Raw genomic sequence first — 12,119 nt, 5'->3', positions numbered from 1 at the left:
TTACCCAATTAAAGTTACACGTTGGCGAACACCCAAACGCCTATATGTTTTTATAAACCACATAAGAACCCAGGTTTATAAAATAAGTATTGGAGGTTCACACGACCATCGTCCAGCAAACCTACCCCTTCGAATAGCCAATGCTGGCACTTATAAAGTTTCGGGAAAAAAACTTTGTAGTAACGTGGGGTCGCAAGATTATAGAGAAGTCTCCTGCAAAGATCGAACCCTTTTTCGACGAAAAGAAAGATTTCCTTCACGACAGCAGAAGGGTTCGCCATGCAGAATGTACTGCGTGTTCTTATACCACAAATCGAGCAAAATATAATCAGCTAAAAATCACGGCAGATGCGGTCGCTTGAGGTATTCCTCACTTTGCATTTCCTGCAGACGGGACAGGCAGCGCTGATACTCGAATTTCAGCCGCTCGCCCTGATAAATCTCAAACATCGGTGCCGCAGCAGAAACCACCAGTTTGACATGACGCTCATAAAACTCATCCACCAGAGCCAGAAAACGTCGCGCCGAATTTTCATTGTCCGCCTTCATCACCGGCACATTGTGCAGCAGCACGCTGTGGTAGATTTTTGACAGCGCAATGTAGTCGAGCTGGCTGCGCGCCTCTTCACAAAGCGTATGGAATTCTATCGCCAGCACGCCATCAACGGCGGCAATCGCCCGCATCGGGCGGTGATTCACTTCCAGCGTGACCGCCTCAGTACCCGCCGAACCGCTGTGATTACCGGTCAGTTTTCCCAGCATACTTTGCATGGCGGCCGTCGTATCCCCGCCCGCCGGAGTCAGCCATAAATTGGCCTGAGTCAGCGTACGCAGGCGGTAATCAATTCCGGCATCCACATTCAGGACATCGCAATATTCTTTAATCAGATCGATAGCTGGCAGGAAACGCGCGCGTTGCAGGCCGTTCCGGTAAAGCGAGTCAGGTGGAATGTTGGACGTGGCGATTAACGTGATCCCACGTGCGAACAGCGCCTGTAGCAATGTCGCCAGCAGCATCGCGTCGGTGATATCCGAGACAAAAAACTCGTCGAAACACAGCACGTCGGTTTCCGCTTTGAAACGGTCGGCAATCACTTCCAGCGGATCTTCCTGCCCCTGGAGCTGCGTCAGTTCTTCGTGAACGCGCAACATAAAGCGGTGAAAGTGGAGACGAAGTTTGCGCTCGCCCGGCAGACTGTAGAAAAACAAATCCATCAGCCAGGTTTTGCCGCGCCCGACGCCACCCCACATATATAAGCCCTGAACCGGGCGTTGCGTGGTTTTTGGCGCACTTTTGCCAAACAGTCGCCCCAGCAAGCCACCCCGGCTGGTCGCAGGTTCCGCCGCAGGACGGGAAGATAAGGCCTGATAAATAGCGTCGAGCTGGGCAACAGCCTGTTTCTGAACCGCGTCCGGCTGGAACTCGCCAGCATCAACGGCGTTCTGATAAACGAAAAGTGGTGATTTGGGTTGCATCTTAGTTAACGTCCCTGAGAAAAAAATTTTAAGTTTTTCACGTCGTTTAGCCGCTTTTTTGCCGTAGGTTCGCCGCTTTTCCCGGCTGTCTGTGTGCTAAAAAACCATCAGACGGCAGCGATTTTCCCGGCAGGATTCCACTCTGACAAGGTTAACGGTTATAGTGGAGCTATTGCATGACGAATGCGTGTGACAATTACGTTAAAACCATTGTGTAAAAAAGTTAAGTCATAAAAGTTACGTGAAAAAGCCCTGCGGGACAACGAAGTCAAAATAGGAGTCATTATGACCTGGGAGTATGCACTCATTGGATTAGTGGTCGGTATCGCGATTGGTGCGGTCGCGATGCGCTTTGGTAATCGTAAATTACGTGATCAACAAGTCATGAAAAACGAACTGGAGAAAAGCAAAGCCGAACTCGACGAATACCGTCAGGAGCTGGTGGGCCATTTTGCCCGCAGCGCTGAGTTGCTCGATAACATGGCGACAGATTACCGTCAGCTTTATCAGCATATGGCGAAGAGCTCCAACAATCTGCTGCCTGATATGCCAGAGCAGGATAATCCGTTCAACTATCGCCTGACCGGTTCTGAAGCCGATAACGATCAGGTGCCGGTACAAATGCCGCGTGATTATTCTGATGGCGCATCGGGTTTGCTGCGTGGCGAGCGTCCGGTTCGTAAATAACAGACGCTCCTGCCTGCATGATAATCTTTGTGCAGGCGTATTTACGGCACATGTTTCGTGCATGTGCCGTTCTCAAGCCCCTTCCCGTGTAGTGAATCATCGTTCTATTGTCCATAACTAACGTCCCTTACAGAAAGCGAGAGAGTTATCGTGATGAAGAAAAAGTCATTTTTGCTCAGTGTGTTAGCTGTTAGCCTTGGATTAACTTTCGCTTCTGCGCCTATGGCGAATGCTGCTTTACCGACACAAGTTCAGGGACAACCTTTGCCGAGCCTGGCACCGATGCTGGATAAAGTGCTGCCGGCCGTCGTGGGCGTTCAGGTTTCCGGCACGCAGCCGCCAAGTGCGGATGTGCCACCGGAATACAAATTCTTCTTTGGTCAGCAAGATCCGGAGCCAAATGCAGGGCCGCAGCCTTTTGAAGGTCTGGGCTCGGGCGTTATTATTGATGCCGCTAAAGGCTACGTGCTGACTAACAATCACGTCGTGAATAACGCTGACAAGATCAGCGTTCAGCTCAACGATGGCCGCGAATATAAAGCCAAGCTCATCGGTAAAGACGATCAGTCTGACATCGCTGTCATCCAGTTGATCGATGCGAAAAATCTCACACAAATCACCATGGCCGATTCAGATAATCTGCGCGTGGGCGATTTTGCGGTCGCCGTCGGCAACCCGTTCGGGCTCGGTCAGACCGTGACATCCGGTATTGTGTCTGCTCTTGGTCGCAGCGGCCTGAACCTTGAAGGGCTGGAAAACTTTATTCAGACCGATGCCTCGATTAACCGCGGCAACTCCGGCGGAGCCCTGCTCGACCTGAAAGGTGAACTGATTGGCATCAATACCGCCATTATTTCTTCCCAGGGTGGTAGCGTTGGTATCGGCTTTGCTATCCCGGTAAACATGGCGAAAAACCTCAGCCATCAGCTGATTGAATTCGGCGAAGTGAAACGTGGCCTGCTGGGGATCCGCGGCAGTGAAATGACGGCGGAACTGGCACAGGCATTTAAACTCGACAGCCAGCGTGGCGCGTTCGTCAATGAAGTGCTGCCTGATTCGGCGGCAGCAAAAGCCGGGATTAAATCCGGTGACGTGCTGGTCACACTTCAGGGCAAAAAGCTCAGCAGCTTTGCAGAATTACGTGCGAAAGTCGGTACCGCCGGTCCGGGCGTTACCATGCAGATTGGTTTGCTGCGCGATGGCAAACCGATGACCGTGAACGTCACGCTGGATAAAAGCCCGGCCGTGGAAGTCAGCATTGAGAAACTCAATCCTGCCTTGCAGGGTGTGACACTCAGCGATCCGGCAGATAAAAATGCTAAAGGCGTACATGTCGATGACGTGAAGAAAGGCACACCGGCTGATCAGATAGGTCTGCAAAAAGACGATGTGATTATCGGCGTAAACCGTGAGCCGCTTGAGAATCTTGCCGCCTTCCGCAAAATTCTGGAAAGCAAACCGGACCTGATTGCGCTGAGCATTGTGCGTAAAGGGCAGAATATCTACTTATTCATGCCGTAAAGCGTTGAAAATCGGACGCAGGTGCTGCTGCGTCCGATTAACTCATGCTATTCTTCCCTCACTTTTTATCTCGCATCCCATACACCCATGTTTGTTAAGCTATTGAGATCCGCTGTTATCGGCCTGATTGTTGCTGGCATTTTGCTGGCGGCGGTACCTATGTTGCGTAAAAACATCACAGACCCGCTGTTCGAACGCAATTTCACCCAAACCAGCGAAGAACCTGTCAGCTATAACTCGGGCGTTCGTCACGCGGCTCCTGCCGTCGTGAACGTCTATAACCGCAACATGGGTAACAGTTCGCAAAACGAACTGGCCATTCGCACGCTGGGTTCCGGCGTTATCATGAATGACAACGGCTATATCCTGACCAACAAGCACGTCATTAATAATGCCGATCAGATCATCGTGGCGCTACAAGATGGCCGCGTATTTGAAGCCTTGCTGGTCGGTTCTGACAGCCTGACTGACCTGGCGGTACTCAAAATCAACGCCGGAAATCTGCCGGTGATCCCGATTAACTCACACCGGACTCCGCATGTCGGTGATGTGGTTATGGCGATTGGTAACCCGTATAACCTCGGGCAGACCGTCACACAAGGCATTATCAGTGCCACCGGTCGTATCGGTCTTAGTCCGTCCGGTCGCCAGAACTTCCTGCAAACCGATGCCTCAATCAACCAGGGGAACTCCGGCGGTGCGCTGGTGAACTCACTGGGTGAGCTGATGGGGATTAACACGCTGTCATTTGACCAGAGTAATGACGGTGCGACGCCGGAAGGCATTGGCTTTGCAATCCCGACAGCGCTGGCCACCAAAGTGATGGGCAAGCTTATTCGTGATGGTCGCGTCATTCGCGGTTATATCGGCATCAGCGGCCGCGAGGTATCGCCTCTGCACGGGCCGAACAGCGGACTGGATCGCATTCAGGGGATTGTGGTTAATGAAGTCACCCCGAACGGTCCGGCGGCAAATGCGGGTATGCAGGTGCGGGATGTGATTGTTAACGTGAATAATAAACCGGCTGTTTCCGCGATTGAGACGATGGATCAGGTGGCGGAAGTCCGCCCTGGCACGGTGATCCCGGTTAAAATCATCCGTGATGGTCAGCAGCTGACCTTGCAGGTCACCGTGCAGGAATACCCTGATCACTGATAACTGCTGAAGACAGAAACGAAAAAGCCGGAAAGGTCTCCCCTTCCGGCTTTTTTATTGCGTCAGGCTCAGGAATTACTCGCCTTTAAAACGCTCGATTTTTGCACCCAGCTGACGCAGTTTATCTTCGATACGCTCATAGCCACGATCGATGTGATAAATACGGTCAACGACTGTCACGCCTTCTGCAATACAGCCGGCCAGAACCAGGCTGGCGGAAGCGCGCAAATCGGTCGCCATCACCTGAGCGCCAGACAGTTTTTCAACGCCATGACAAATCAGAGTGCTGCCTTCGATTTCAGCGTGAGCGCCCATACGGATCAGCTCAGGAATATGCATGAAACGGTTTTCGAAGATGGTTTCGGTGATAACGCCGGTGCCTTCAGCCACCAGGTTCAGCAGGCTGAACTGTGCCTGCATGTCAGTCGGGAAGCCCGGATGCGGCGCAGTGCGGAACGTCACCGCTTTAGCACGTTTGCCATGCATGTCGAGACTGATCCAGTCCTCGCCCACTTCGATTTCCGCACCAGCTTCACGCAGTTTCGCCAGAACGGCATCCAGCGTATCAGGACGGGCTTCACGGCAGACAATTTTGCCACCGGAAATCGCCGCCGCCACCAGGAAAGTCCCGGTTTCAATACGGTCCGGCACTACGCGATAAACACCGCCACCCAGACGTGCAACGCCTTCGATGGTGATTCTGTCGGTGCCCGCGCCGGTGATTTTCGCGCCCAGCGTATTCAGGAAATTCGCAGTATCAACGATTTCCGGCTCACGTGCGGCGTTTTCAATAATGGTGGTGCCTTCGGCCAGTGTAGCGGCACTCATGATGGTGACTGTCGCGCCGACGCTGACTTTATCCATCACGATGTGTGCGCCTTTCAGCCGACCGTCTACGGACGCTTTCACGTAGCCTTCTTCCAGCACGATCGTTGCGCCCAGTTGTTCCAGACCGGTGATGTGCAGGTCAACAGGACGTGCGCCGATAGCACAACCGCCCGGCAGGGAAACTTCGCCACGACCAAAACGCGCCACCAGCGGACCCAGCGCCCAGATGGAAGCACGCATGGTTTTCACCAGATCGTATGGCGCACAAAACTCGTTTACCGCACTGGCATCCACAAAGACCGAACCGTTACGTTCGATTTTGGTGCCCAGCTGGCTCAGCAGTTTGATGGTGGTATCGATATCTTTCAGGTGAGGAACGTTCTGGAGTTCAACAGGTTCTTCAGCAAGCAGTGCGGCAAACAAAATAGGAAGTGCTGCATTTTTTGCACCAGAGATAGTGACTTCGCCGCTTAGACGAGTCCCACCCTGTACACGAAATTTATCCATTATGACTGCTCTCTATTCATTTAAACGACAGGTCAGATATGAGGAAGCTGCCGGAACTCCGGCAGTCTTATAAACCGCTCAGTTTACGGTCACGCGCCCATTCTTCAGGGGTATAAGCCTTGATAGACAGTGCATGGATTCGGTTGTCGGCGATGTATTCCATCAGCGGGGCGTAAACGGTCTGTTGTTTTTTCACGCGGCTCATGCCATCAAACATCGCACCAACGACAATGGCCTGAAAATGACTGCCATCGCCAGTAATGTGGGCTTCGTCCAGTGCCAATGCGTTCATCAGCACGTCTTTAATTTCACTCGTTTCCATAGGGGATCTATTCTTCTGAAGAATCATAACAGCCCGATATCTTATAGGGATCGGCGCAATTCTTAAACCACGAAAAAGCCCCTGAGCAAGAGTTTCGCACAGGGGCTTTGGAGAGCGCCAGGCGACGGTACGTCTTCAGCCGCCTAACTTACCGGAACTGCTGGCTTATTTGCTCAGGCAGCCGGAATAATATCCTGCAGATTGTAGAGCGCAATCAGAGTATTCAGTCTGTCGGTGATACCAGCCACCGTCAGAGAAACGCCCTGCTGGCTGGCCTCTTCACGCAAATGCACTAACAGCGCCAGACCGGAAGAATCCACACGCTCCAGCCCGGAAACATCCAGACAGGTAATCCCGGACATCAGCTTTTTGCGCGCATCCCAGAAGGGGACCAGCGTTTCGCGATCCAGTTCACCGTGCAACGTCAGTCGCGGCGGCTGCGATTCCCAGCGCAATGCTTCACTCATTTTTTATCCAGGGTAATCGGTTCTGCGGCAGCTTGTTTCAGACGCGCAGTCAGACCATCAATCCCTTTCTGACGCAGGATATCCGCCCATTCGTTTTGCTTGGTCGAAATCATACTGACGCCTTCGGCGATCATGTCGTATGCCTGCCATTCGCCGGTACGGCTGTTTTTACGCCACTGGAAATCCAGACGCACTGGCGGACGACCGTTCGGATCGGTAATGGTCACGCGGATAGCAATAATGTCTTTATCTGCGTAAGACTGTTCCGGCTGCACGGTATAGTTCTGGCCGTTGTACATCGCCAGCGCCTGGCCATATGCCTGTTGCAGATAGTCAGAGAACGCGGCGAAATACGCCTCACGTTGTGCAGGGGTCGCCTGTTGATAGTAGCGACCTAACACCAGCGCACCGGCGTATTTGATCTGCACGTATGGCAGAAGTTCTTCACGCACGATCTGACGCAGGTAGTTAGGATCCTGCTTGATTTTCGGCTGTTCGGTTTTGAGGCGGGTGAAGGTTTTGTTCGCCGCTTCATTCATCACGCTGTAAGGGTTGGTTTTATCAACTGCGGCATTGGCCAGCGGAGCCATAACCACCAGCAGTGCGGCGATCACTAAACGTTTAAACATAATCATTTCCTCTTTGATGGAGAATCCGTAGTAGCAAGTTCTTAATGAGCAGCCGGTTGTGGAGCCGTGTTAGCGTCTGGCGCAGGGGCAGAATCGCCCGCGGGTGCTGCGGTCGCAGCCCCTGCATCCGGATCCGCTTTCCCGTCGCCGCTCTTATAAAGGAACTGGCCAATCAGGTCTTCGAGAACCAGCGCCGATTTGGTGTCCTGAATGACGCCACCGTTTTTAAGGATAGTCGTTCCCATGTCAGGGTCTTCAAAACCAATGTTCAGCGCCAGGAATTGCTCGCCCAGTAAACCCGAGGTGCGGATAGCCAGCGTACTGGTGCTCGGGATCTGGTTGTACTTCTGGTCAATATCCATTTCTACGCGTGGAGAATAGTTTTTATCAAGCGATATGCTGCTGACGCGACCAATCACCACACCGCCGACTTTGACCGGAGAACCGCTTTTCAGGCCGCCGATATTGTCGAAGTCCGCAGAAATGCGGTAAGTCGGGTCAGAGCCGATAGAACGGATGTCGGCCACTTTCAGACACAGGAATAACACCGCAATCAGTGCGATGATCAAAAATGCGCCTACCCAGATTTCACTCTTTTTCGTTTGCATGGTTTAATTTCCAAACATCAGTGCTGTCAGCACAAAATCCAATCCCAGCACCGCCAGTGACGAATGCACCACAGTACGTGTCGTTGCCCGGCTGATCCCTTCGGACGTCGGTATCGCATCATAGCCATTGAACAACGCAATCCAGGTCACGGTGATAGCGAAAACAAGGCTTTTAATCAGGCAGTTAAGCAGGTCAGTCCGCCAGTCTACGGAAGTTTGCATCGCTGACCAGAAGAATCCGCTATCGATGCCTTTCCAGTCCACGCCGACCAGCGAGCCGCCCCAGATCCCGACTGCGACAAAAATCGCCGTCAGCAGAGGCATGGAAATCAGGCCAGCCCAGAAACGCGGTGCCACAACGCGGCGCAGCGGATCGATAGCCATCATTTCCAGACTGGAAATCTGCTCGGTAGCTTTCATCAGACCCAGCTCAGCGGTCAGCGCAGAACCCGCACGACCGGCGAACAGGAGCGCCGTCACCACAGGACCCAGCTCACGCAGCAGGGAAAGCGCCACCATCATGCCGAGGCTGGCCTCAGCGCTGTAGGTGGTTAAAATCAGGTATCCCTGCAAGCCCAGTACCATGCCGATAAACAGACCGGAAACCAGGATGATCAGCAGGGAAAGCACGCCAACGCTGTAGAGCTGTTTGATCAGCAGCGGCCATTGTTTGGCAAATTGCGGCTTACCGACCAACGCCCGAAAGAGCATCAGACCGGCACGGCCAAAAGACGCACAGGTGTTTATTCCGCGGCGCCCGACAGAGGCTAAGGCCCTATTTATTTTCAAAACAAGGTACATTTATCAGGAACTCCATTATCCGAGCAGCTCGGTTTTGTAATCACCGGCAGGAAAACGGAAAGGCACCGGTCCGTCGGCAATACCGTCGAGGAACTGGCGAACTCGCGGATCAGGGTTATTCTGCAATTCCTCTGGTGTACCTTCAGCAATGACATGCTGTGCCGCCACAATATATGCATAATCCGCAATACTGAGTACTTCAGGTACGTCATGAGAGACGACGATACAGGTCACGCCCAGCGCATGGTTAAGTTCATCGATAAGCTTTACCAGCACGCCCATAGTGATCGGATCCTGACCCACAAAAGGCTCATCAAACATGATGAGTTCTGGATCAAGCGCAATCGCACGCGCCAGCGCCACACGACGCGCCATCCCGCCAGACAACTCAGCAGGCATCAGGTCACCGGCACCGCGTAACCCTACCGCTTCGAGTTTCATGGTCACGGTGCTGCGCAGCAGTTCTTCCGGTAATTTACTGTGCTCACGCAACGGGAATGCCACATTCTCGAACACCGTCAGGTCAGTAAACAATGCACCGGACTGAAACAACATGCTCATTTTCTTGCGGGATTCGTACAGCTTACGGCGTGACAACGTCGGAATGTTGTCTCCGTCGAACCAGATTTCCCCACTACTTGGCGCAAGTTGCCCGCCGATCAGGCGAAGCAAGGTGGTTTTACCGATCCCCGAAGGCCCCATAATGGCGGTGACTTTGCCGCGTGGCACGGTCATATTGATCTCTTCGAAAATGGGACGATCGCCACGCACGAAGCTCATGCCCTTGATCTCAACCAGATTCGATTCGCTTTGACTCATTCAGTTTATCCCTTCGGAATACTTTCGCTAAGAATACGTCTGACCCAGATGGGGTGTCGTATAACTTTGGTATTTTTACAAAAACTTACCCCGGTTTCGTTACCAAAGTTGCCATCGTTTTACTTTTCCGCCACAGACGGTCAAAATCGATGAATTATCATTTTAAATTAAAAGCCTTCATCGTCTAACATACAGGAACCTGCAGGCCTTGTTTTCAGAGAAAATGTTGCCTTAGCTCATGTTGACGAAGGAATCGCCTGCCTGCAAAGGCAACGAACCTCGCATTATACCCAATAAAGGATGTTTCATGCTTCTCGCTATCGTACTGATGATTGTCGGCTTGTTACTGTTAGTTTACGCCGCCGATCGTCTGGTGTACGGAGCCGCAGTGTTGGCACGCTCAATAGGCATACCTCCGCTGGTGATTGGCATGACCGTCGTCGGCGTCGGAATATCTCTCCCGGAACTGGTGGTTTCTACCACAGCCGCCATCAATGATCAGATGGATTTGGCCGTCGGAAACGCAATTGGTTCGAATATCATTAATATTCTTCTGATTTTGGGCGGTGCAGCCCTGATTCATCCACTTTCCGTTCGTTCTGATATATTACGCCGCGAACTCCCTTTATTGTTACTGGTCACAGCACTCTGTGGTTTTGTGCTAAGTGACGGTGAACTCAGCCGGTTTGACGGCGTTCTGCTGCTGGCCAGTGCCGCAGTGTTTATGATGCTGGTGATAAAAATCGCCCGCGCGGCCGAAAAAGAAGGGCTGGATACGCTGACGTACGAGCAGATGTCCGAACTTCCTCAGGACAGCAGCAACACCGTGGCATTTCTGTGGCTGGCACTGGGCTTTATCATCATGCCGCTGGCGTCGGGCATGATTGTCGACAACAGTACAGTGATTGCCCGTTACTTTGGCGTCAGCGAACTGGTGATTGGCCTGACGGTCATCGCCATCGGCACCAGCCTGCCGGAACTCGCGACGTTTATCGCCGGTGCCATTAAGGGCGAAGATGATATCGCACTGGGCAATATCATTGGTGCGAATATTTTTAATACCTGTCTGGTGCTGGGATTACCCGCGCTGGTTGCGCCAGGCTCGTTCAACCCGGACGCGTTTCATCGCGATTACTGGGTCATGCTGGCGGTCAGTATCGTGCTTTCCGGGCTGTGCCTGATGCGTAAACATCGTATCGGCCATCTCGCCGGCGCACTGTTACTGTGTGGATTTATCGCCTATATGGCGGTTCTGTTCCTGTTGCCGGACAGCATTGCCTTCTGAACTTTGTCAGGAACTGACTATGGCTAACGTTAACTTCGCCTCAGACTTTGATTTTCAGGCCGTCGGGCGTGATGTGCTGAAAACAGAACGAGAAGGACTTGAGCAGTTAGATCAATACATTAACGGCGATTTTACCCGTGCATGCGAAAAAATCTTCGCCTGCAACGGCAAAGTCGTCGTGATGGGCATGGGCAAATCCGGCCACATTGGTCGCAAGATGGCAGCGACCTTTGCCAGCACCGGCACACCGGCTTTCTTTGTCCATCCGGGCGAAGCCAGCCACGGTGATCTGGGCATGGTGTCGAAACAGGACGTTGTGATCCTGATTTCCAATTCCGGCGAAGCACATGAAATTCTCGGGCTGATCCCGGTACTCAAACGTCTGGACATCACGCTTATCTGCATGACGTCTAATCCGGAAAGCACCATGGGCAAAGCAGCTGATGTGCATCTTTGCGTGAAAGTCCCCAAAGAAGCCTGCCCGCTGGGTCTGGCACCGACCAGCAGCACCACGGCGGTATTGGTCATGGGCGATGCGCTGGCGGTGGCTTTACTGGAAGCTCGCGGTTTCACACCCGAAGATTTCGCCCTTTCCCATCCGGGCGGAGCACTGGGTCGCAAGCTCTTACTGCGCGTGAGCGATATCATGCACACCGGTGATGAAATTCCGCATGTCAGCCGTGACGCGTCTTTGCGTGATGCCTTGCTGGAAATCACCCGCAAGAATCTCGGCATGACGGTTATCTGCAACGACCTGATGCGGATCGAAGGTATCTTTACCGATGGTGATTTACGCCGCATCTTCGATATGGGCGTTAACATCAACGAAGCCTCGATTGCCGATGTCATGACGACCGGGGGTATCCGCGTCCGCCCTTCTCTTCTGGCGGTGGATGCGCTGAATTTAATGCAGGAAAAAAACATAACCTGCGTGATGGTTGCTGATGGTGACCAGTTGCTGGGTGTGTTACATATGCACGACATGCTGCGCGCTGGCGTAGTTTAATTGAGGAA

Annotated in this window: 13 protein-coding genes; 5 read left to right on the top strand and 8 right to left on the bottom strand. The window is 52.8% G+C overall.

Annotation, left to right across the window (positions count from 1 at the left end):
- Positions 1-339: 339 nt before the first annotated feature.
- The gene (zapE, locus tag UC15_RS10455) at positions 340-1,476 is read right to left on the bottom strand and encodes a cell division protein ZapE (RefSeq protein ID WP_112288382.1); all 1,137 of its coding nucleotides are present in this window, start codon (positions 1,474-1,476) and stop codon (positions 340-342) included.
- 285 nt (positions 1,477-1,761) lie between these two features.
- On the opposite strand from zapE, the gene zapG reads away from it, so the two are divergent.
- The 3 genes from zapG to degS all read left to right on the top strand — a co-directional run bounded on the left by zapG (position 1,762) and on the right by degS (position 4,839).
- Positions 1,762-2,163, top strand: a complete 402-nt coding sequence (gene zapG, locus UC15_RS10450; protein ID WP_013577242.1) for a Z-ring associated protein ZapG — start codon at positions 1,762-1,764, stop codon at positions 2,161-2,163.
- A gap of 153 nt (positions 2,164-2,316) precedes the next feature.
- Positions 2,317-3,684: a serine endoprotease DegQ gene (gene degQ / locus UC15_RS10445; RefSeq protein WP_112288381.1), complete on the top strand. Its 1,368-nt coding sequence runs from the start codon at positions 2,317-2,319 to the stop codon at positions 3,682-3,684.
- 87 nt (positions 3,685-3,771) lie between these two features.
- Positions 3,772-4,839, top strand: coding sequence for an outer membrane-stress sensor serine endopeptidase DegS (gene degS, locus UC15_RS10440; RefSeq protein ID WP_112288380.1), 1,068 nt, complete (start codon positions 3,772-3,774; stop codon positions 4,837-4,839).
- A gap of 75 nt (positions 4,840-4,914) precedes the next feature.
- Here the strand turns inward: degS and murA are convergent, their stop codons facing one another.
- The 7 genes from murA to mlaF all read right to left on the bottom strand — a co-directional run bounded on the left by murA (position 4,915) and on the right by mlaF (position 9,820).
- A complete protein-coding gene (gene murA, locus UC15_RS10435) occupies positions 4,915-6,174 on the bottom strand; it encodes a UDP-N-acetylglucosamine 1-carboxyvinyltransferase (protein ID WP_112288379.1) in 1,260 nt (419 codons plus the stop codon).
- A 67-nt stretch (positions 6,175-6,241) separates the two neighbouring features.
- Entirely contained in the window at positions 6,242-6,496 is a 255-nt protein-coding gene (gene ibaG, locus UC15_RS10430) for a BolA family iron metabolism protein IbaG (protein WP_013577246.1), read from the bottom strand.
- Positions 6,497-6,669: 173 nt separating this feature from the next.
- On the bottom strand, positions 6,670-6,963 hold the full coding sequence (mlaB, locus tag UC15_RS10425) for a lipid asymmetry maintenance protein MlaB (RefSeq protein ID WP_112288378.1): 294 nt from the start codon (positions 6,961-6,963) through the stop codon (positions 6,670-6,672).
- Positions 6,960-7,592 carry a phospholipid-binding protein MlaC gene (mlaC, locus tag UC15_RS10420; RefSeq protein WP_112288377.1) on the bottom strand — a complete coding sequence of 211 codons (633 nt, stop codon included), beginning with the start codon at positions 7,590-7,592 and terminating at the stop codon, positions 6,960-6,962. Before mlaC ends, mlaB begins: the two co-directional genes overlap by 4 nt.
- A 41-nt stretch (positions 7,593-7,633) precedes the next feature.
- The gene (gene mlaD, locus UC15_RS10415; protein WP_112288376.1) at positions 7,634-8,200 is read right to left on the bottom strand and encodes an outer membrane lipid asymmetry maintenance protein MlaD; all 567 of its coding nucleotides are present in this window, start codon (positions 8,198-8,200) and stop codon (positions 7,634-7,636) included.
- 3 nt (positions 8,201-8,203) lie between these two features.
- Complete coding sequence (gene mlaE / locus UC15_RS10410; protein ID WP_112288375.1) at positions 8,204-9,001, bottom strand: lipid asymmetry maintenance ABC transporter permease subunit MlaE; 798 nt, start codon at positions 8,999-9,001, stop codon at positions 8,204-8,206.
- Between the two features lie 15 nt (positions 9,002-9,016).
- Positions 9,017-9,820, bottom strand: a complete 804-nt coding sequence (gene mlaF, locus UC15_RS10405; RefSeq protein WP_112288374.1) for a phospholipid ABC transporter ATP-binding protein MlaF — start codon at positions 9,818-9,820, stop codon at positions 9,017-9,019.
- A 307-nt stretch (positions 9,821-10,127) separates the two neighbouring features.
- On the opposite strand from mlaF, the gene UC15_RS10400 reads away from it, so the two are divergent.
- Positions 10,128-11,105, top strand: coding sequence for a calcium/sodium antiporter (locus tag UC15_RS10400; RefSeq protein WP_112288373.1), 978 nt, complete (start codon positions 10,128-10,130; stop codon positions 11,103-11,105).
- 19 nt (positions 11,106-11,124) lie between these two features.
- On the top strand, positions 11,125-12,111 hold the full coding sequence (kdsD, locus tag UC15_RS10395) for an arabinose-5-phosphate isomerase KdsD (RefSeq protein WP_112288372.1): 987 nt from the start codon (positions 11,125-11,127) through the stop codon (positions 12,109-12,111).
- Positions 12,112-12,119 lie beyond the last annotated feature (8 nt).

Origin of the sequence: Rahnella sp. AN3-3W3 (assembly GCF_003263545.1) — a bacterium.
Classification (GTDB): Bacteria; Pseudomonadota; Gammaproteobacteria; order Enterobacterales; family Enterobacteriaceae; genus Rahnella; species Rahnella variigena.
This window is presented reverse-complemented; position numbering and strand designations above follow the sequence as displayed.